The organism is bacterium, from assembly GCA_023230585.1.
In the GTDB taxonomy this organism is placed as follows: domain Bacteria; phylum Ratteibacteria; class UBA8468; order B48-G9; family JAFGKM01; genus JALNXB01.
The window spans coordinates 39,246-60,089 of sequence record JALNXB010000002.1 but is presented as its reverse complement, the minus strand read 5'-3'; the positions used below and the strand labels follow the sequence as shown (position 1 = coordinate 60,089).

At 34.8% G+C, this 20,844-nt stretch carries 18 protein-coding genes; 7 read left to right on the top strand and 11 right to left on the bottom strand.

What is annotated here, in order from left to right; genetic code table 11:
* Nucleotides 1-168 precede the first annotated feature (168 nt).
* Both M0P98_00980 and M0P98_00975 read right to left on the bottom strand, forming a co-directional pair.
* The gene (locus M0P98_00980; protein MCK9265455.1) at nt 169-462 is read right to left on the bottom strand and encodes a hypothetical protein; all 294 of its coding nucleotides are present in this window, start codon (nt 460-462) and stop codon (nt 169-171) included.
* A gap of 56 nt (nt 463-518) precedes the next feature.
* A complete protein-coding gene (locus M0P98_00975; protein MCK9265454.1) occupies nt 519-1,505 on the bottom strand; it encodes a hypothetical protein in 987 nt (328 codons plus the stop codon).
* Nucleotides 1,506-1,890: 385 nt separating this feature from the next.
* Between M0P98_00975 and M0P98_00970 the strand changes: the two genes are divergently transcribed.
* The 5 genes from M0P98_00970 to amrA all read left to right on the top strand — a co-directional run bounded on the left by M0P98_00970 (nt 1,891) and on the right by amrA (nt 7,078).
* Nucleotides 1,891-2,826, top strand: a complete 936-nt coding sequence (locus M0P98_00970; GenBank protein MCK9265453.1) for a carbon-nitrogen hydrolase family protein — start codon at nt 1,891-1,893, stop codon at nt 2,824-2,826.
* Between the two features lie 150 nt (nt 2,827-2,976).
* Nucleotides 2,977-4,002 (top strand): AEC family transporter, encoded by a 1,026-nt coding sequence (locus M0P98_00965; GenBank protein MCK9265452.1) that lies wholly within the window; start codon nt 2,977-2,979, stop codon nt 4,000-4,002.
* Nucleotides 4,003-4,155: 153 nt separating this feature from the next.
* On the top strand, nt 4,156-5,451 hold the full coding sequence (locus M0P98_00960) for a neutral/alkaline non-lysosomal ceramidase N-terminal domain-containing protein (GenBank protein MCK9265451.1): 1,296 nt from the start codon (nt 4,156-4,158) through the stop codon (nt 5,449-5,451).
* Nucleotides 5,452-5,479: 28 nt separating this feature from the next.
* Nucleotides 5,480-6,511 (top strand): alcohol dehydrogenase catalytic domain-containing protein, encoded by a 1,032-nt coding sequence (locus M0P98_00955; protein ID MCK9265450.1) that lies wholly within the window; start codon nt 5,480-5,482, stop codon nt 6,509-6,511.
* 15 nt (nt 6,512-6,526) lie between these two features.
* Nucleotides 6,527-7,078, top strand: coding sequence for an AmmeMemoRadiSam system protein A (amrA, locus tag M0P98_00950; GenBank protein ID MCK9265449.1), 552 nt, complete (start codon nt 6,527-6,529; stop codon nt 7,076-7,078).
* Between the two features lie 371 nt (nt 7,079-7,449).
* Here the strand turns inward: amrA and M0P98_00945 are convergent, their stop codons facing one another.
* Nucleotides 7,450-8,781 (bottom strand): IS4 family transposase, encoded by a 1,332-nt coding sequence (locus M0P98_00945; GenBank protein MCK9265448.1) that lies wholly within the window; start codon nt 8,779-8,781, stop codon nt 7,450-7,452.
* Between the two features lie 52 nt (nt 8,782-8,833).
* Between M0P98_00945 and M0P98_00940 the strand changes: the two genes are divergently transcribed.
* Together M0P98_00940 and M0P98_00935 are read left to right on the top strand one after the other, a co-directional pair.
* A complete protein-coding gene (locus M0P98_00940; GenBank protein MCK9265447.1) occupies nt 8,834-9,040 on the top strand; it encodes a hypothetical protein in 207 nt (68 codons plus the stop codon).
* Nucleotides 9,041-9,307: 267 nt separating this feature from the next.
* Entirely contained in the window at nt 9,308-10,606 is a 1,299-nt protein-coding gene (locus M0P98_00935) for a neutral/alkaline non-lysosomal ceramidase N-terminal domain-containing protein (protein MCK9265446.1), read from the top strand.
* Between the two features lie 221 nt (nt 10,607-10,827).
* Here M0P98_00935 and trxA read toward each other — a convergent pair whose 3' ends face one another.
* The 8 genes from trxA to M0P98_00895 form a co-directional block, all read right to left on the bottom strand.
* Complete coding sequence (gene trxA, locus M0P98_00930; protein MCK9265445.1) at nt 10,828-11,175, bottom strand: thioredoxin; 348 nt, start codon at nt 11,173-11,175, stop codon at nt 10,828-10,830.
* Between the two features lie 278 nt (nt 11,176-11,453).
* Complete coding sequence (locus tag M0P98_00925) at nt 11,454-12,050, bottom strand: 5-formyltetrahydrofolate cyclo-ligase (protein ID MCK9265444.1); 597 nt, start codon at nt 12,048-12,050, stop codon at nt 11,454-11,456.
* Complete coding sequence (locus M0P98_00920) at nt 12,013-13,374, bottom strand: replication-associated recombination protein A (protein MCK9265443.1); 1,362 nt, start codon at nt 13,372-13,374, stop codon at nt 12,013-12,015. The genes M0P98_00925 and M0P98_00920 overlap by 38 nt, the downstream gene beginning before the upstream one ends.
* Before the next feature lie 96 nt (nt 13,375-13,470).
* Entirely contained in the window at nt 13,471-14,166 is a 696-nt protein-coding gene (locus tag M0P98_00915; protein MCK9265442.1) for a hypothetical protein, read from the bottom strand.
* A 135-nt stretch (nt 14,167-14,301) separates the two neighbouring features.
* Nucleotides 14,302-16,137: a hypothetical protein gene (locus M0P98_00910; GenBank protein MCK9265441.1), complete on the bottom strand. Its 1,836-nt coding sequence runs from the start codon at nt 16,135-16,137 to the stop codon at nt 14,302-14,304.
* Nucleotides 16,124-16,999, bottom strand: coding sequence for a homocysteine S-methyltransferase family protein (locus M0P98_00905; protein MCK9265440.1), 876 nt, complete (start codon nt 16,997-16,999; stop codon nt 16,124-16,126). The genes M0P98_00910 and M0P98_00905 overlap by 14 nt, the downstream gene beginning before the upstream one ends.
* Nucleotide 17,000: 1 nt before the next feature.
* Nucleotides 17,001-19,970 (bottom strand): hypothetical protein, encoded by a 2,970-nt coding sequence (locus M0P98_00900; protein ID MCK9265439.1) that lies wholly within the window; start codon nt 19,968-19,970, stop codon nt 17,001-17,003.
* Between the two features lie 6 nt (nt 19,971-19,976).
* Nucleotides 19,977-20,843: a histone deacetylase gene (locus tag M0P98_00895; GenBank protein ID MCK9265438.1), complete on the bottom strand. Its 867-nt coding sequence runs from the start codon at nt 20,841-20,843 to the stop codon at nt 19,977-19,979.
* Nucleotide 20,844 lies beyond the last annotated feature (1 nt).

The following is a 20,844-nucleotide window of genomic DNA, read 5'->3' as shown; positions in this document are numbered from 1 at the left end:
TTCGCACCAGCACTCCTCCCCTCCCTCGGGGTACTCGGGACAAGACCCAAGGGGAGAGGGCAAAATAGCAGTATTCTTGCTCGCAAAGAGGAATGAGGGGAGAAAAATAACGAAACAACAGATGCAAACAGTTTTTTCCTCATACACTACAATTGTAAGTAGTTGTTATTAAACTCTTAAGTTACCTTTTACATACAGTTTATCTCCACCACGCAAATATATTTTTAAATCGGTTGGATATTTCAATCTTAAAAAAGTTCTATAAGGTTCATAGTAGACTTCCTCAATATCCAAATCTTGAAAAAAAACGTCTGGAGCTGTATCAAAACTATAAACGAATTCTGATTCAGGTAAAAACCCTAACTTAAAATCTGTTCCGTCTTTTTCCCCGCTAAATACAATATCTTTGGCTTGTTTGTAATAAACAGGTGTCTTAAAATCCTCTAATGTAACTTGTTTCATTCTATAACCTCCTCGTATAATATGTTTCTACCAATTTTGGCTTTATTTTTTAAGTATTATATATCTTCTTTATCCTTAAATCTCAATCGTTCATCAGCTTCAAGTTTTCTCAAGAAATTTTCCGCCCTCAACCAAAAATTGTATCCAAACCATTTCATAGGACTAACAAACTGAGGTAATTCTTTTATTAGTTTAGAATGAATATTATCGTTTAGTTTCCACAAACCAGCACGCCTTTCGGGTAATCTTGTTAATATCTCTCCTTCATATTCGTGCCAACAGGGTTTTACATAAGATTCTACCCTATCGCCCCATCCTCCATACAAGAGGTACGGTGGAGAACCGACTTCGTTTAATGCTACAACTTTTTTGAAAAAACTATTATCGTAGTCAGCTGCCTCCCATCCTAGTCCAAATCCCCCCCCTGGTTGAATTATAGATAATACTGTTGGAACAATTTTCAACCTGCAGTACAACCCTAAATATATTGCGGACATTTCTCCACAAAGAAATAAAAAACTAAACGCCTTTAACGGCTCATCAAAATTGCTATCAGGATTTTTCAACCAAATACTCCAATGTGCAAATGGTTCACATTGATTTTCCCATTCTCCGAGAACTCCATATTTTGCCAACGCTTGTTGTTTTGTTAGCAATTTAGAACCGCTTTCCCTTCTTTTTTCATTCTCCCTAAACAAGAACAAAGAAGAAAGTTTAAAATCCCAATTGTCAGGCAGTATTTCATTTTTTAATATTTCACGTTGATAGATTGAGTGATAACCTTTAAAACCACAGTCCTTAGCAGTCCCGTTGAGGTTCTCTGAAAATTCTTCCTTTGTAACCATATAATCAGCATAAACAAAAGAATGGATATTGCCTGTGAGATACTTTACAGGTGTACCATTTAAACCACAGGCGGGGTAGTATAAGGAGTTTTGAAGGATATTTTCAAGATTAAAATCGGGTTGTGTTTTATTATTTATGTTATTTATTGAGTCATTTAGCCAGGTAGGAATCTTTAATTGAGGCAGTTCTCTTATCATATTTTTATCTCCAAGGTTTTTGTTTTATTAACATTTTAGATTAGAAACATAAGATAAGTGGCTTTATTTGAAGTAAAAATTCAAGAAAAAGTAATATTGTTATTCTAAAAGCATACTTTAATAATGTTAAATATGCAAATTAAATCATAGAAATATAATTAAATCATAGAAATATAATAAAAAGCAGTAAGGATAAAAGACAAACGCTCGCAAAGACGGAATGGGGGGCGTGGAACGTGAAAAGCAAAAACAAAAAGAGGCTTAACAAATGCAACAACTAAGACGAAGATTTAGCCTCCATAATTCGTATTATTTGCCTTAATTGCCATAATATATATATAATACCTTGAAGGTTAAAAAAACAACTTATAAGGGAGACTGCTATATGGCAAAAAAAGTAAAAATTAGCAATTTAAGTATTCCATTACCACCTACTAATCTTACTGTTAATTTTCAGCAAGTAGTGGAAAATGTAATAAATTATCTTGATTCTCACCTGAAGGCAGTTTTGCCTGACAAACCTGACTTAATTGTGTTGCCTGAAAACTGTGACCGTCCACAATCTTTGAAGCAAGAAGAGTGGTTAGATTTTTTTTGTACAAGAGGGGAACAGGTTCTTAATTTTTTTAAAGAGAAGGCAATAGAAAATAATTCTTACATAGCTTACTCGTCAACTATAAAGGATAATGAAGGGTTTTGGAGGAATGCTACAACCATTATAGATAGAACTGGAGAGATAACAGGGGTTTATTACAAAAACCATCTTACTATAGGCGAAAATGCAGAACACAATATAGCATACGGAACAGAAGCACCTCTTATAAAATGTGATTTCGGTACGGTCGCTTGCGCTATATGTTTTGATTTAAATTTTACAAAACTCCTTGAAAGATATGCAATTCAACGTCCAGACCTTATTGTTTTCTCTTCTGCATACCACGGTGGATTAATGCAAGCATACTGGGCATACACCTGCAGAGCATATTTTGTTGGAGCACTTAGAGGGATACCTGGGTCTATTGTTTCGCCAGTTGGGGTTACAATCGCTACAACATCGAATTACCGCTTTTATGTAACAAAAACGGTTAATCTTGACTGTTGTGTGGCTCATCTTGATTATAATGGTCGCAAGTTTCTTGCAATAAAAGAAAAATATGGTCCTAAAGTTGATATTTTTATACCAGAATATTTGGGGTCTGCACTTATTACCAGTAATTTAGAAAACATTACTGCAAAAGATATTGTGAAAGAGTTTAATATAGAATTGCTGGATGATTATTTTAGTAGAGCAATAAAACATAGACACAAAAAAATAAAGTAAGAAACAAAGTTAAATCAACTCTATAAAACTATGAGTTTCTCCTAAAAATTTAACCTTCCACCATTTATTGTGTTATGATATTTGAAATTGTTTTAAATAGAGTTTTTATCATAATACAACCAGCATTTTTACAGTTAAAGGAAAATTACCTTGAATACGTTATATTTCACTATGATGCACCAGATTATCTCTTTATTTCTGTTGATAGCTTTAGGTTTTTTTTTAAGGCGAATAAATGTTTTGCCACCCACCACTGCAAGAGTGCTTTCCATACTTGAAACTCATATTTTGCTCCCTGCTCTTGCGTTTAAAAATATGTCGACAAATTTCCATAGGGAGTTACTCGAAAATAACCTTTTAATGGTTCTTGTAGGGGCTGGGTTTCTACTTATTATTCTTTTACTGGGCTACTTGCTGACAAAAAGTATTGGGGAAAAAATTAGCATACCTAAAAATATACTTCTTTATATATTCATCTTTCCTAATTACGGATATTTTGGGTATCCGGTTATTAATGCTGTTTTCGGAGAAAAGATGCTCTTTAATACTATGATATTTGCTATTCCAATTAGTGTTGCTATCTACTCAATAGGGATTTATATAATTAATCACCTACACCAAGATGAAAGTTTATCACCAGAAGAACTACAAAAATTAGCTTTAGAAAAAACACATAATGGCAAAAAAATAGGTTTGAAAAGAGTTGCAAATATATTTCCACCTGCTCTTGTTGCTCTTGTTTTGGGTATATTGTGGGGTGTTGCTGAGATACCTTTACCAAAAACATTAAATGAGGATATTACATTACTTGCTAACTGTATGGGACCTATAGCTATGCTTCTTACAGGGTTTGTGCTTGCTTCTTATCCGTTAGGTAAACTTTTTGCTTCTGTACAAGCTTATATTGTTTCTTTGATTCGTTTGCTAATAATACCTTTTTTGGTAGGGATAATTTTTTGGTCATTAGGGTTAAGGGAACATCTTATGATTCCAGTTATTATATCCGCTATGCCTGTGGGATTAAATATTATAGTGTTCCCTGAGTCTATAGGTAGAGATACAAGCGAATATGCAAGAATTTGTTTTGCTTCGTATATACTTTCAATTTTTACTATACCGCTTGTTTTTATGGTTCTTATTGCTTTAACCAGATATAATGGAATTGTTGGAGGGTAAAGGAGAAGACGGAATGAAGTTGGGACGAAGAAAGTAGTGGTAATATAAAACTTCTGTTACATTGTTTCTTTTGATTTCATTAAATGAATCTGTTACACTTTATCATATAAAACAATTAAATTAAGCGTTTAAAATTATTCAAGGAGGGAGACAATGATTAAAGCAGGGTTTGGGACTGTTGATATAACACCACCATTAGGTTCTGCGTTACAAGGTTATTTTGGTCCTCGTGAAAGTGAGCTTATACACGACCCTCTATTTGCAAACTCAATGGTAATTGATGATGGTAATCAAAGAATATGTTTAATTTCCTGTGACTTGATAAGTTTAAATAAGGAAGTATCTGATAAAACAAGAACTCTTTTGAAGAAACGGTTCTCTATACCAGAGAATAATGTAATCATTTGCGGTACCCACACCCACACAGGTCCTGTTATGAGATTATCTATTTTGCCCGGTTGGGAAAACGCTATAGCAGAAGAGTGGATGTCTATGCTTCCTTCATATTTATGTTCAGCTACGACACATGCTATCAATTCCCTTGATACAACAAAAGTTGTTTGGATGAAAGGCAAAGAGGAGAGTATTTCTTTCAATAGAAGGTTTTTAATGAAAGACGGGACTTTTCAAACAAACCCCGGTAGAGGTAATCCAGACGTAGTAAAACCGGTAGGTCCGATAGACCCTGATGTCGGAATAGTTGCTTTTGGTGAAGACTATTTAAATATTAGAGGACTTGTAGTCAATTTTGCTTTACATCTTGATACGATTGGTGGTAACAATATTTCAGCAGATTTTCCTGGTGTGCTGAGGCAAACTGTCAGAAAATTTATTGGCGAAGACACGGGAATTGTATATACCTCTGGAGCGATGGGAGATGTAAACCATACAAATGTTAAGGAGAAAAGTAAAGAACGTAAATATTTTGAATTTGCACAACGTATAGGAACAGTTCTTGGGGCTGAAGTAATAAAAAATATTTTTAAAATGGAGAATTTTAAAAGCGAAGCTAAAGTGAACGCTGGCAGAACGTTAGTGAAACTACCTTTGAAAAAATATAACGATGAATCTCTTGAAAAGGCAAGAAAAAGCGTGTTGCAAGGCTATGGACTGCATAATTTAGAATATTTATCAGGGTTAGGCATATTAAGAGCAGAACAATTAGGTAAAGATGAGGTCACAACAGAAATAGTGGCGTTAAGTATTGGAGAAGTTGCCTTTGTTAGTATACCAGGCGAATATTTTGTGGAACTTGGGCTACATATAAAAAAGAACTCTCCATTTCCTTACACTTTTATAGTGGAACTCGGGCTGGACAATTTAGGATATATTGCACACAGCCAAGCGTATGACCAACAAGGGTATGAACCTGTGAGTTCTCCCGTTGCTCGTGGAAGTGGGGAGATACTGGCAGAGAAAGCAATTCAACTACTTAAATCTATAAGATAGTTTTTGTTTTAACAAATGGAGACTAATAATGAAAGCAGCATTATTAAAGGGTGTTGAGAACCTTGTTTTTTGTGATTTCCCCACCCCTGTTGCTAAAAACAAGGATATAGTAGTAAAAGTAAAAGCATGCGGAGTATGCGGTACAGATGTGAAAACTTATCGACAAGGCCATCGTTTCATAAAATATCCGTCTATTCTCGGGCACGAACTTTCTGGTGAAGTAGTTCAATTAGGTAAAGAGGTTGTGTCTTTTAAAATTGGAGATAGAGTACAGGTTGCAGCGGCTATACCTTGCGGAAAATGTTTTTACTGCTATAAAGATATCCAGTCTATGTGTGAAAACTTAACTGTTGTTAGTTGCCATTACCACGGTGGTTTTGCTGAATATATACTTATACCTGAAAACTTTATTTTAAACAAATGTGTGAACAAAATTCCCGAAAATCTTTCATACCAGAATGCAGCTCTTGCAGAACCTCTTGCATGCGTAATAAACGCTCAAGAGTTAAGTAATATTAAACAAGGAGAATCTCTTCTTATTATTGGAGCAGGTCCAATGGGTTGTTTTCATGCACAACTGGCTTATGGAAAGGGTGTAAAAAAAGTAATTATGTGTGATACAGGTGAAAAAAGGTTGGAGTCTGCTAAATTTACAAAATCTGATAGATTTATAAACCCTTCCGTTGAAGAACTCGAACCTGTAATAAGAGAAGTGTGTGACGGGCGGTTGGTTGACCAGATTATGGTGGTCTCTGGGTCTGCTGCTTTGAATGTTAAATTTCTGAAATTGATTTCTCCACGTGGAACAGTCAACCTTTTTGGTGGTTTTAAGAAAGAGCAACTGGCAGATGATATTGATAAGATACAGTATGGAGAGTGCAGGCTTATAGGGAGTTACGGTTCTTCACCAAGACATAACAGCCAAGCTATCTCTGTTTTAAGTTCGGGGATAATTGAGGGCGATAAGTATATAACAAAAACTTTTTCTTTATCACAGGTACAAGAAGCTTTGGAAGTAACAGAAGAACGACAAGGATTAAAGAATATGGTTCTTCCTTAAAAATGGTGGTGATAAATGTTAACAGAAAATCAAAAAAATAGTCTTTTAAAAATTGCAAGAGATGCTATTGAAACCAATCTTGCAGGAAAATTGTTTAAAGCACCAGAAAGTCAAGACCCGCTCTTTAAGGAAAAAAGAGGTGTGTTTGTTACTCTTAAAAAGAATGGTAAATTGAGGGGTTGTATCGGATATATCCAACCTATTAAACCTCTTGTTGATGCTGTTAGTGATATGGCAGTTCAATCTGCAACAGAAGACCCTCGTTTTTCGCCTGTTTCTTCTGTTGAACTAAAAAGCATAGTAATCGAAATTTCTGTTCTAACAGTTCCTGAAAGAATTAATAATGCTGAACAAATTGTATTAGGAAAAGACGGTGTTATAGTTAAAAAAGGGTACTTGCAAGGAGTTTTTCTTCCGCAAGTTGCAATTGAGACCAATTGGAATTTAGAAGAGTTTATGGATAACCTATGTATGTATAAAGCAGGGCTACCAAAAGATGCCTGGAAAAAACCTAATACAGAGATTTATACCTTCCAAACAGAAGTGTTTTCTGAGGATGACCTTTGAGCCCCCCCTCATCCTTTCTTGCCCTACGGGCTTCAGTCAACGGGGGCAGTTCACCGACTCTCTGCCTTGCCAAACGATGCTCATTACTCTTCGCATCGGCACTCCTCTCCTCCCTCGGGGATATTCGGGACAAGACCCAAGGGGAGTGGGCAAAAAAGGAGTGAATAACACCAAATACTTTTTTCTCCCATTAACCTAAACTGGTAGCAAGAAAAACGAGATTCCGGATCAAGTCCGGAATGACATATAGGGGGGATATTTCTTTTCACTACACTTGAGTAAGACGAAGGCTAGACCTCCGCAAAATACTCCGAGGTACCACCTTCATCACTTGCAAAGACAATCTTTCCTTATTTGCCTCTCCCCTTGAGCTATCTCTTACCCATATCTTTTAAAAGGTGTATGTATGCTTCATATACAACGATTAAATCATACATTCCACGCATTAAAGTTAGCCATCCAGGGTTGCCATCAGATTTTCTGCCTATAAATCCACCTTTTCGAGCAACTAGACGTAATACTTTTTGAGGTGTCATTTTTCCCTTTGCTTCTTTAGGGAATTTCTTTCTTAAATAAGTTATTTGTTCTGGATGTAGAATTACCTTTCCTGCAACCCCTTTTCTTACTTCATGTCGCATTAGTAGAATATTGTAACATAAGATTGAAAACATACCTAAGCATTTTTCAAGCTGTTCTTTAGTTTGCAACTGTCGGTCTTCTATTCTACAGCCAGTCTTTAATCCTTTATGAAACTCCTCTATCAGCCATCGAGATTGATAATACTTTATTATTTTTAAACAATCTTCTCTACTTTCTATTTTCTCGTTTGTTAGAAGTATCCAATGTATTTTGTTATCTGCGTTTGATGTTTTGAGTTCCTCTACTATTACTACATTTATATCCAGTTCAGGACCTTGTCTGTTTATAGATTTTGGTGCAAGTATTTTCAGCGTACAACTTCTTATGCTTGCCTTGGCAACTCTTTCTTTTCTATTCCCATTACGTTCTATTTTTATGTTTGTATAACCATACAATTTCGCCTTTTTTATGTCTTCAAATATATGTCCCGATTCTGTCTTTCTGTTCCATGCACAACGTATTACAAATCCCTGATTTAACTCCTGTATCTTTTTAATAAAAAAGTACACATCGCCTTCTCTGTCGCATACTTGTATTACCTTCTTATGTCCCTTGAGTAATTTACTGCTGCTTTCTAATCCTTCTTGCCATTTTATGCTTTCTTTTTCGTCTTTTTTACTTCTCTTGGCTTTCGACTTTCTTACTATTGTTTTTTGATGTAGCAATCCTAACGGTTTTTTATCTTCACCACTTACCGCATATCCATTATGCACCAACATTCCTATAAACTTTTCTTTAACTCCTATAGAACCTAAACCTTCAGTAGATGGATGATGTGAATAATTCAAATATGTAGTGTCTTGTATAAATAGAACAACCTCTTCTTCCATGCATCTTGCTACTGTACTGTTTTTATGTGGCATAAGTATTCTCTCATGGGTTACTTTTTTATTGGCAAAAAACCTGTATAACGCTTTTAAATCAGACCAATTATCTGGTATTATTATGGGAAAACTTAAATCTGTACTTCCCTGTACTTGCTCTATTATTTTAACATATCTTTCAGATAATCGTCTATCATTAAAATTAACCTTTGCTATTTCTTTTTCTATTACTATTGACATTTTGCCTCCTTTGTGATATAGTAATTATACTATATAAAAGGAGGTGAGGCAAATGGCTTATAAAACTAAAATTCAAAAAGTAGAAAGACCTACTAATCAATCGTTTTATGTTAATCTTCCTTCTGCTTTAGCTCAAGCTATGGAAATTGAAAAAGGTGAAGTGTTTGAGTGGGTTGTTGAAAATAAAAACTTGCTTCTCTTGAGACGGGTTAAAGAACAAAAAACGTTCAAAAGCAAGAAAAAAAGAGCAAATATTTAAATTTTATTACCTCTTATAGCTTTCGTATCAAGAGTTAACAAACTTGTGGGTAAGAGATAGCCCCTTGAGGAAGAAGATGGAAGGTGAGGGGTTCTTTTATGTTTTTTGCTTTTATGTCTTCGCCGTTGCTTGTTATTACGAAACGCTCGCAAAGACGGAATGGGGGGAAGGGAAAAGCAAAACTTTTTTTTATTTAGTTAAATGATGTTACACTTATCATATAAAATAGTTAAGTTAAAAATTTAAAATTACTCAAGGAGGAAAGCAATGCTTAAAGCAGGATTCGGAACTGTAAATATAACACCGCCGTTAGGTTGCGCACTACAAGGTTATTTTGGTCCTCGTACAAGTGAGTTGATACACGACCCTTTATTTGCAAGTTCAATGGTGATTGATGATGGTAATCAAAGAATATGTTTAATTTCTTGTGACCTGGCAACTTTAAACAGCGAAATAACCGATAAAACAAGGGCTCTTCTGAAGGAACGGTTCTCTATACCAGAGGATAACGTAATTATTTGTGTCACTCATACCCACACAGGTCCTTATGTTAACAAGTTGTCTACTTTGTCTCCTAAAAACAAGACCGTAAATAAAGAATGGTTATCTATGCTTCCTTCATATTTATGTTCTGCTACAACCCACGCTATGAATTCCCTTGATACAACAAAAGTTGTATGGATGAAAGGTAGAGAGGAGAATGTTTCTTTTAATAGAAGGTATTTAATGAAGGATGGAACTGTTAAAACCAACCCCGGTATAGGCAATCCAGACATAGTTAAACCAATTGGTCCAATAGATCCTGATGTCGGAATAGTTGCTTTTGGTGAAGACTATTTAAACATTAAAGGGCTTGTAGTCAACTTTGCTTTACATCTTGACACAATTGGAGGGAACAATATATCTGCAGATTTTCCAGGTGTGATGCGAAAAACTATTAGAAAATTTACTGGTGAAGATACTGGAATTGTATATACCTCTGGAGCGATGGGAGATATAAACCATATAAACTTTATGGGAAACAAAACAGAATTCGAATATTTTGAATTTTCTCAACGTATAGGAACAGTTCTTGGCGCTGAAGTTGTCAAGAATATTTCTAAAATAGAGAATTTTGAAAGTGAGGCAAAAATAAATACAGGTAGAACTCTTTTAAAACTGCCTTTAAAACAATATGACGATGAATCTCTTGAAAAAGCAAGAAAGAATGTTCTTTTAACTCCTGGATTGCATAATTTAGAATATTTATCAGGGTTGGGTATGCTAAAAGCTTCCCGATTAGGTAAGGATGAGGTGACAACAGAAATAGTTGCATTTAGTATAGGAGAAGTTGCTTTTGTTAGTATACCGGGCGAATATTTTGTTGAGCTTGGACTACATATAAAAAAGAATTCTCCGTTCCCGTTCACATTTATTGTTGAACTTGGTATGGAAAACTTAGGTTATATTGCTCACAGTCAAGCGTATGACCAACAAGGGTATGAACCTGTAAGTTCGCCTTTTGCTCGTGGTGCTGGTGAGATACTGGCAGAGAAAGCAATTGACCTTCTTAAATCTATAAGATAGTTTTTTTATAAGTAAAAATATAAAATATATCTTTTAAAAACTTTAAGAGGTTTTCTTCTGTAGGTTGTAACAGAAATAAGTTAGAATATATACGGGTTAATAAATAACACCTATGCGTATATAAAGTAGACCTCCAAAAGATATAAAGCTCCTCCTAATACAGAGGTTTATATCTTTTAGGTAGAAGTTTTTTATGAGGAGAACTTTTAACTAAGTCTATTTCAAGTGCCAAATATTTTGTCCTCAATAGCTTTTTCCGACACCACTCCAACAAGTTGACCTACCTGCTCACCATCTTTAAAAATTATAAGGGTAGGTATAGACATTATATTAAATTTTGTTGGGATAGAGTCGTTTTCATCTACATTCATTTTAGCAAAAACAACACTTCCTTGATGTTTTGTTGCAAGTTTTTCTATTGTAGGAGCTAACATTTTGCAAGGCATACACCATCCTGCCCAAAAATCAACAACAACCAGATTATACTTTTTTAATGCTTCCCCAAAATTTGCGTCGGTCAAATCAATAGGCACACCAGGGTTTTCAATCAATTCTTTATTATCAGCCATTATTCCTCCTTATTTAATGTTTTTAGGTAACAATGATTTTACCATATTTTTTTATAATTGTATATATTACAGTTATTTAAAAAGCGTTTAGAGTTTTATTTTGTTTGCTTAATGTGAAAAAGAGAGCAAGACAAGCAGAGGGTAAATATGTGGGTTTTCATTCCTTTTCCGCCTTCGGCGAGATTGCCACGCCAAAAGACGGCTCGCAAAGACGGAATGGGGGGGGGAGTGAAAAAAGGGAGGGGCAGAGGCAAGGTCATAAATGGACGGGGTTGGAATTATGCTCGTAGAGTAGGCGATATCAACTCTGGATTAAAAACTATTGTTCTTTTTTCTGTAATTATTATATCAACCTTTTCATCCCACTGTTCTGCGGGTATTTTCTCTTCCAATATTTGAAAATCAAAAGTAAAAACTGCTTTAATTACATCTTTTTTAATAGTCGAAAGAAACTTATCATAAAACCCGCCACCCATACCTATCCTGTTTCCCAACAAGTCAAAAGCAAGTCCAGGTAGTATAACAAGGTCGATTTTTTCTGGTGGGTACGGACGAAAGAAATAAGGTTCAGGAATATTTTTTGTCCTATCAATATCTTTTTCAGACGATATTACTGAGGGATAAAACTTTTTTTCTGGTATATCGTTGAATGGAATGCAAACAGTTTTTCCGTTATCAAAAGCGTTTTTTATAACTATGTCGGTCTTTACTTCCCTACCAAAATGGGCATAAATTAATAAAGTTTTTGCATTTAAATAGTATTCGGAAACAAGAAGTTTCTCTTGAATTGTTCTGCTACCTTTCAACCATTGGTTAAGGTTAAGACTCTTCCGCCTATTAATCATTACTCTTCTTATCTTTTTTTTCTCGCTCATTTTTAAGTCTTTCCAGGTGGTTTAGAAAAAATCTAATTCTTTTTTCATATCCAGACTCAGAAGGTATATAAAACTTTTTTTCAAATGGCATATATTTCTGTTGGACATAATGTTCTGGAAAATCGTGAGGATAAAGGTATCCTTTACCTTTACCTAATTTTTCTGCACCTTTATAGCCTGTTCCTTGCAAATGTAAAGGAACTTCTTGTACCTTCTCTTTTTTCACATCTTCAAGCGCTTTATTTATGGCAAGATATGACGAGTTACTTTTTGGGGCAGTTGAAATATAGATTACTGCCTGAGCTAATATAATGCGTGACTCTGGCATACCTATCACTTCAACAGCTCTATAACAACTCTCGGCTATTAAAAGAGCCTGCGGGTCTGCGTTACCAACATCTTCCGAAGCACATATCAATATACGTCTTGCTATAAATCTTGGGTCTTCACCTGCAACTATCATCTTAGCAAGCCAATATATCGCCGCATTAGGGTCAGACCCTCTAATACTCTTTATAAAAGCTGAGATTGTATCGTAATGGTGGTCATCATTTCTATCGTAAGCAACAAACTTTCCTTGAGCTGATTCTTTTGCCATTTCTAAACTAATATTTATAACATCTCCTGTGCCACTCTTTGGAGTTATTGTCAAAACTTCAAGCAGATTTAGAGCACGTCTTGCGTCTCCTTGACTACTTTTAACTATATAATTTAGGGCTTCACCAGAAAGTTTAATGGGTAGGTTACCAAGACCTTTAGTCTTATCTTTAAGTGCGTTTGTTAAAATTTCTTTTATGTTATCATCAGAAAGTTGGTTAAATTGGAATATCATTGCCCGCGATAATATGGGGGTGTTAATATAAAAAAACGGGTTATGGGTTGTTGCGCCCAAAAGAATTATTGTTCCCTCTTCTACATCCTTTAAAAGTGCGTCCTGCTGGGTTTTGTTAAAATGAGCAATCTCATCAAGGAAAAGAATTGTTCTGCTCCCTGAATGATTAAACCTATGTTTAGATTCCGATATCACCTCTCGCACATCAGAAACAGTTGAAGTAACAGCGTTAAGATGTTTGAAATGGTTTTTGGTCTTTTGAGCAATTAACGTTGCAAGACCAGTTTTACCGCAACCAGGCGGACCATATAAAATTATTGAGGGGATATTATCGCTCTCTATTATCTTTCTCAATATTTTATCTTGCCCTAAAAGATGTTGCTGACCTACAAACTCACTAAAATTTTCAGGACGCATCCTTGCGGCTAAAGGCGTTTTTTGAGATACGGTTTTCTTATATTGAGTTTTAGGAGAGTTGAAAAGTTCATTCATTTAATATAATCAGATAGGTTGGTTAAAAACACTCCGGGGATGAAAGATTCTCATCCCCGGGGATTAGTCAAGAAAAGATGTTTCAATAAATAAGTATTACCAGTAGACAGTTCTGATTCTCTGTTCTACTTTTTCTTTATATTCTGCATTTGCTTCGTCCATTTTAAGGATTTTTGCCCACTCGGCTTTTGCTTTTTCAAAGTTACCTTCTGCTCTATAATCTGCTCCTATATTATATTGAGCTTCAAGCCTCATATCAGGTTTAATATCTTTCATCTGGACTACTTTAGCGTATTCTGCTCTTGCTTTATCGTACATTTTCTCTGTTGCAAAAGAATCCCCTGTACCAAATATTGCTTTAGCTTTATCGTCAGGAGTTGCTCCAGCCATACTTAAAATTTTAGTATATTCTACTCTTGACTGAGCATAGTTTGGTTTTTCCTGAAACCTGTATCCCATAAAACTTTCAGCAATTCTAAATTGTGCATCTATCTTCTGTTTTGAAGTACTTCCTTTAATGTTGAGAATTTTTGCGTCTTCTGCTCTTGCTTTCTCATACTCTCTTGCTCCGTAAAAAGTATCAGCAATTCTTGATGTAGCAACCGCTTTTTCGCTATCATTAGAAGCCACTTCTAAAGCTTTAGTAAAATCAGCTCTTGCAGAAACATAGTCTGGCTCTCTTTCTCTCATTTTTTTAGTTCCAGCATCAATTGCCTGTTTATAATTAACCTGTGCTTCTGCTGTTAAACCCAAACAAACCAACATTCCTAAAATTATTACTAACCTATTCACCTCATCATCTCCTTTATCCCAAATTTTATTTAGGGATATCTGTTTGTTTCTTAACAGATAAAACTATACCACTTTTTTATATTTTTTGTCAACTCATTAATCTAATTTTAACCTTCACAACTTTTTTGTCAAATTTTATATTCTATCAGGGTTTGTCTCAATATACGCTCCAATTTCATAAATTGTTCTTCTTAACTCCTCTTTATCCAAAATACCGTTCACTCTAAAAAGATATTTCCACACATCTTTTCCCTTTTTTACTGGTGGGAAAGATGGCCCTGAGTATATGATTTCAATATTATTTTCCGACAAATAATTATCTATTAAAACTTTTTTTGAATCAAGTAAAGATTTCTTCTTATTCCTTATTTCAACTTTTACTATTTCTCTGTAAGGAGGGTATCCAAGTTGGTCTCTTACAATAAGCTCTTTATCCAAAAAAAGTTGTGGGTTAGAATCTTTTAAGGATTTATAAATCTCCATATTAGGGTTTCGAGTCTGAATAATAATCTTACATAAAGGGTTTTGTATAAGCGAGGCGACCTCATTAACAAGTATGAAAAAATGTTCCTCGCTTCTATAGTCGGGCACATTTAAAAAAGATTCGCCACTAACAAACACTACAAGCCCAAAAGAGTACTCTCCTAAATATTTTTTAATAGCTTTTGTGCCAATAAGAATAGAGCAATCTTTACAAATATCGGTATCTGGTTGAGAGATTATTTTTGAAATAGAAACAGTAGGATATTCTTCAGTTAAGACCTTAAACATTCTTTCTATACCAAAAAGTCTGAACGAAATTCTTTTGCTACCACACTCCGGGCACTTGTTCTCAAAAGGTAAAGCAATCTTGCAAAATCTACATAAAAGAGTTTTACCGTCTTCGGATAAAACAAGTTCAGAATCACACTTCTGGCAAGTTAGACGTGTTTCACATTTTTCACACCTAAATATTTTTCGATTACCTTTACTATTATGTATAATTGCTATCTTTTCTTCTTTAAGTATTGTCTCTTCAAGGATAGAGACCACATCTTTTGAAAGAAACGAAATTTTCTTATCAACAGTCTTTTTAGTTATAGGAACAATATATACCTTATCCTTTAAGTTTGGCTCTCTTTTTGTTTCAAGCGAAGTTGACTGATTCTGGATTGAATAGTACCTGTTTATTGAAAGAGATGTTTCTAAATAAAATAGAGAGATATTATTCTGTGAAGCCCTAAACTCTACTACCTCGCAAGCATCATACTTTGGGGTCTGTTGCTCTTTATAAGAGGAATCGTATCCATTATTTATTATAAAAGCACATATATCTGATAAAGGAGAAAAGACACCAAGACGGGTACCTATGACCAACATCTTTTCTCCACTCAACATTTTAAGCCATCTTGAAATCCTATCTTTTGGTTTTAAATCCCCGTGGAATAGGATAGTTTTTTCACCAAAGACTGCCTTCATCTGCTCATAATAAGATTCTGCTTGATAAATTTCTGGAAATATAGAAACAACCGAACCATTGTGAACCTCTTCTGCTATAAGTCTATTCTGCTCAAACCTTTCACTTTCATTACTTAAAAGGATACATTTTTTTTCTAATCTTATCTTTGTTTTTTTTATTTCCCTTACTAACTCTTGATTATGGTCATCTTTATACTTGGTAGGAAGCCTGCCAACTATGGAAAAAAGGGATTGACCTAAAGAAGAAAAGTAGGTTGATGAAAGAAATTTCGCAACCTGAAAAATATCGTCTGGAACCAATGAAAAACTATCGTATACCTTCAAAACGTTTTTACATAACCCTGCGTCAATCTCGCCCTCTTTATCTGTAGATGTAACTATTCCTGTCTTTTCCTGCCTGCCAAAAGGAACTCTTACTCGAGAACCAATAAAAATTTTACCTTCAAATTCTCCAGGTAGGTAATCAAAACTCTTTTCAAGAGGGATATCAAAAACAACTTCAATCCGTTTCATATATTACCTTTTTAAGATTTTTTATATATTTTGGGGTTGTTCCGCAACAGCCACCAATAAATTTTATTCCTTTATTAACCATTTCAACACAATTTTCAGTAAACTCTTCTATACTTTCTGGGTAAGTTATATTACCGTCTGATACTTGGGGTATCCCAGCGTTAGGTTTTACCCATAAAGGTATTTCTGAAATCTTTCTTATTTTGCTAACAACAGATTCCATTTCCCTGCTTGTCAATCCACAATTTATACCAAGAACACCTATCTTTTCTGCCCATTCCAACAAATCCTCTATTTTCTGTCCCATAAGTGTCCTATTTTCTCCGCCTGAACTCAAGGTTAAAGAAGGTATGATAAAACAATCATATTTTGCTTTGATAGAGTTGTATGCAACCTCAATTTCTTTTAAATCTTGAAAAGTTTCAAGCAGAATAAGATCAACACCTGTCTCTTGTAAAAATTTAGCCTGATAAACAAATATATCTTCTGCTTCTTTCATTGTTAAGTTGCCATAAGGTTCAAGAAATTCACCAGAAGGTCCTATATCTCCAGCAACAAGAATACCCTTATATTGGCTACTAACTCTTTTTGCAATCTCGCCGCTTTTAATATTTATATCTTCAATTTTATTTGCCAAATTCTTGCGAGCCAACCGTTTCTTGTTAGCGCCAAAAGTGTTTGTAAGTATAACAGACGCCCCAGATTCAATATACTCTTTATGTACCGAAGCAACTAAATCAGGCATATCTATACTTGCACATTCAGGGGTAATACCTAAATATCCTAACTCTTGAAGGTATGCTCCCATACTACCATCGGTTATAATAACGCCTTCTTTTTCTATAACTTGCCTTATATCCATACTAAAACTCCTGGATAAGTAAAGTTTTACCTACCCCAAAAGGTACATTTGCGTACCCTTCTGTTTCAAACGATTCAAAAGAATCCGGACCAACGATTGTTGGGAACATCTCTTTTAAATGAAACGGTCCAAGCGCATTCCTAAGGGTTCCAGCACATTCAATTGATATTATATTTGTTCCTTCTTTTAAATAGCCTGTCAGGTCAATCTGGTAAGGAGGAAGATATACTGTCCCAACCTTTCTTCCATTAACGCTAACCTCTACTACCGTACAATGAAACTGCTCAAATTGTAGTACATATCGACCTTTCAGTTTATCTATAACAACCTGTTTTTCTGCAGACAGGATGCCAGTATAAAACGGATAACCTTGCAAGTTTACACTCTTTTCATCTGTTATTTTTTGTGAAGGTGCCAACTTTAAACCGCTATGGTAATACCCATCTGCTGTATGATGTATATCTTCTGCTTCAACAGAAAAATCTCCCGCTATATAAATGTTTTCCAGTTCAGTACCACCTTTCTTAAAAATAAGTGTGCCTTCCTTTTTAGGTAAATTAAACAATGTTTCAAGGATAATACTGTTTTTTCCAGATACTATAAAATTTGCTGGTATATCCACTACATTAAAACATTTATCAATCCATCTTTGGCCACTTTTAGCATTCAAAGACTCTCCATTAACGCTAACTTTGTAGTTATCAATACTTTCTACAATAAGTTTTAGACCTTTAGGAGAAAACCCTTCCTCTACTTTAAATTCAAATAATACTCTTACCGTTTCACCGTTACACGTTTTTTCCATCTCATTTTGAACTTCTATTGCAAGCATCTTCTCAGACCAACGTGTATCTGTACTTTTTTGAAAAGCGCATCTATCAAGCACCAGTACATTGAAATCCTTCATTGATATATCCCAGCCAGAAAGTTGGGCTTGTATTCTCTCTTTATTTTCATCTTTCTTTGTAAGCAATGGCTCTTCAGATTCATTCAAAAGAAACATATATGAACCTACTGGAGGAAAAACCAAGTCGATACCCATTTTACCGTCTTTAAGATGCGAAACTGGCGTCTTTTCAACTGTTCCTTTAAAAGAGTTCATTTTATAAAGCGCACCTTTTTTAAAAATTTCTACTGTTGCTAAATAGTTTTTATCGGCAGTTATATTGGTAAGAAAAATCAAAGAAGTTTCTCTATTTAGTCTTCTTGTATGCACATATATTTTAGGAATATTTTCTCCGTTAGCATCTTTAACAAGAACAAACCTTTCAATATTTTTATCAAGAATATTCATTAGACTATCAAGCGAAGAGTATGTATGGCAGAGTTGTTTAAGTTCTTTGAATAATTTTTCGTCTTGTTGACCTCCTTCCATAAGAGAAGGAAACCTTTCTGAAGCAATCAACACTCCCCCTGCTCTTCCAAAATCAACAAGTAACTCAACAGTTTTTCTTCTAAGGGTTATTGAGTCAGGAATAATAACAGCAGAATATTTTCCGTTTTCTAAAGTAAATATACCGTCTTCTATTTTGCCATATTTTTCTATTAAATGTTCGCTTCCAAAGTCATACTCAAATTTATTCTCAATAAGCATTAAAGTTAGTTCTGCTAACCTGTTATCTATATCGGTTAAAACAGAGTTTCCTTTAGAGTTCCACCCACTCTCCAAAAGTTTATCAATTGTTTTACCTTGCTTTAAACTAAATTTACACCAAGCACTTTCTACAGGATGAACAACAAGAATATTTGAACAGTACTCACCTTGACTCATAAGAAAGTTTGTTCTTGCAAAATAATCTTCAATTTCGCTCTGGTAATTCCAGTACGGTTGGTGGTGAGAAATAGTGGGTGGATAATCTCTCTTTCTACAACCTCTTAATGAGTACAGATAAAGGTGAGGGCAGAAAAAGTTTATACCGAGAACAATATTCCAATCTCCCAACCTTTTTCTATCAGCAAGCGAAAAATCTTGCCCAGCACACCCATATAGTTCAGATAAAACACGTTCTTTAGACAATTGGTTAGCAACAGAACTACATTGTTTTGGTATCAGAGGAACAGGCGTTTTTCTGCCAAGACAATCTATACCAGGCCAATGCATATACTCGTATAAGTTCATTGCTTCCCCAAGGTTTTGCACCTGAGAAAAAAGTGTCTCTTCTCCCATATAATGACCTGTTAAGGCAATATTTCTCTCATCGCACCAACTATAGACCTGCATACCAAAATTTTCAAGGAGTAACCTGTTTAACAATTTAAAGTAATCATACCGAACCTTCTCGTACCCTTCTTTTTCTTCTACAAGATATACAACATTTTTCAGGATATCGTACCCGTAAGTTTCTTTAAAAATCTTTTCAAAACTGAATGTCCACGGCAAAACAGTAACCTGTTCGTTCTTATCGCCCCATTTATAAAGGTTGCCTCTATAATAGTTTGGTTCATCGGTAAAAATAGCAGGTATAGTATTCCCAAAATATTTTTTAAATAGGTTTTCATAAGGGGTGTAGGTTGAATCCATAAAATCTTTAACTGTATTTTTGTTAATAATATCCACGTACGTAGAACCGTTATACCACTCGGTGTTAGGTCCAAAAATCAATGAGTATGTGTACTCTTTATTCTTTTTTTGAATCTTTATGTACCTCATTCTATTATCAGGGTTTTGAGTAACTATCCCGCTAGCAAAACCGCTTGAACACCTATCTTCATCATAAATATATGCTTTAAACCCTCTATCTTTAGAGTATTCAACAGTCTTTGTTATACAGTCAAACCATTCTTCAGAAAGATAAGTTGTAACCAACCCCATCCTTGCATGCATAAACCCACCACCAAACCCGCCCTTCTGCATCATATCAACCTGGTAACACAATTCTTTTGAGTCAAGTTGGTCGTTCCATGACCAGAAAGGGGCACTCCTAAAAAGAGGCGAAGGAGTTTTAAACTCTTTTATAAGTTTGTTAAACATTTTTTATTACTCCTTGGTTAACCCGTTAACAAAACAGTAACAAGAATTTCCTATTGTTGAAATACTGTACCCTCCTTCAAGAACAAAAAACTTTTTCGTCTCAAGAAGAGCAATCTTTTTTCCAATATCGTAGTAGTGTGTATCTTCAAGAGGTAACTCTAACAAAGGGTCGGCACAATGGGTATCAAACCCTATAGAAACCCCAAGAATATCAGGAGAATATTCTTCAATTACCGATAAAGCCGTAGTAAACTTTTCCAAATATGTTTTAGCTGAACTTCCTTTGTAAACAGGAAAATTGTAACAATTACCAAAAGAAATGTTGCCAGTATCAGGAAAAGAAGGTTTCTGATGCACAGAAACAATTATTATGTTATCTTCTCCTTTAAAAATATCCTCTGTCCCATTACCGTGATGACCGTCTATATCTAATATTGCAACTCTAAACCCTTGATTTAAAGCAAGTTTTTTTACTGCCACAGCAATACTGTTAAAGTAACAGAACCCACTTGTACTATTTTTTCCAGCATGGTGACCTGGCGGGCGAGATAATGAAAAAGAGGTTGTTCCTTCAAAGGCTAATTTGCACGCAGTTATAGCGGCTCCACAGGAAAGAGATGCGTATTTATAGATGTTTTTTATGTTTGGAGTATCAGGGTCGTAAGGCAACAGCCCATTTTTAACCTGATGTATAAGTTGCTGTGTATGAACAAGCATCAAATCTTCTTCAGTACAATATTCTGGTGTCACAAACTTCCCAACCCCTTTCTTTTTCAGAAACTCAACAATACTTTTCACTCTTTCAGGAGATTCTGGATGGGTAGGTTCATAATAATTTAGGAACTCGTTTGAATAGACAAAATTTATAGGCATA

Excerpts from the sequence above, each read along its gene's own strand:
- M0P98_00895 (MCK9265438.1), bottom strand. The coding sequence starts at position 20,843 with ATGCCTATAAATTTTGTCTATTCAAACGAGTTCCTAAATTATTATGAA.
- M0P98_00955 (MCK9265450.1), top strand. The coding sequence starts at position 5,480 with ATGAAAGCAGCATTATTAAAGGGTGTTGAGAACCTTGTTTTTTGTGAT.
- M0P98_00940 (MCK9265447.1), top strand. The coding sequence starts at position 8,834 with ATGGCTTATAAAACTAAAATTCAAAAAGTAGAAAGACCTACTAATCAA.
- M0P98_00935 (MCK9265446.1), top strand. The coding sequence starts at position 9,308 with ATGCTTAAAGCAGGATTCGGAACTGTAAATATAACACCGCCGTTAGGT.
- M0P98_00925 (MCK9265444.1), bottom strand. The coding sequence starts at position 12,050 with ATGAGCGAGAAAAAAAAGATAAGAAGAGTAATGATTAATAGGCGGAAG.
- M0P98_00900 (MCK9265439.1), bottom strand. The coding sequence starts at position 19,970 with ATGTTTAACAAACTTATAAAAGAGTTTAAAACTCCTTCGCCTCTTTTT.
- M0P98_00980 (MCK9265455.1), bottom strand. The coding sequence starts at position 462 with ATGAAACAAGTTACATTAGAGGATTTTAAGACACCTGTTTATTACAAA.
- M0P98_00920 (MCK9265443.1), bottom strand. The coding sequence starts at position 13,374 with ATGAATGAACTTTTCAACTCTCCTAAAACTCAATATAAGAAAACCGTA.
- M0P98_00910 (MCK9265441.1), bottom strand. The coding sequence starts at position 16,137 with ATGAAACGGATTGAAGTTGTTTTTGATATCCCTCTTGAAAAGAGTTTT.
- trxA (MCK9265445.1), bottom strand. The coding sequence starts at position 11,175 with ATGGCTGATAATAAAGAATTGATTGAAAACCCTGGTGTGCCTATTGAT.
- M0P98_00975 (MCK9265454.1), bottom strand. The coding sequence starts at position 1,505 with ATGATAAGAGAACTGCCTCAATTAAAGATTCCTACCTGGCTAAATGAC.
- amrA (MCK9265449.1), top strand. The coding sequence starts at position 6,527 with ATGTTAACAGAAAATCAAAAAAATAGTCTTTTAAAAATTGCAAGAGAT.
- M0P98_00970 (MCK9265453.1), top strand. The coding sequence starts at position 1,891 with ATGGCAAAAAAAGTAAAAATTAGCAATTTAAGTATTCCATTACCACCT.
- M0P98_00905 (MCK9265440.1), bottom strand. The coding sequence starts at position 16,999 with ATGGATATAAGGCAAGTTATAGAAAAAGAAGGCGTTATTATAACCGAT.
- M0P98_00960 (MCK9265451.1), top strand. The coding sequence starts at position 4,156 with ATGATTAAAGCAGGGTTTGGGACTGTTGATATAACACCACCATTAGGT.
- M0P98_00945 (MCK9265448.1), bottom strand. The coding sequence starts at position 8,781 with ATGTCAATAGTAATAGAAAAAGAAATAGCAAAGGTTAATTTTAATGAT.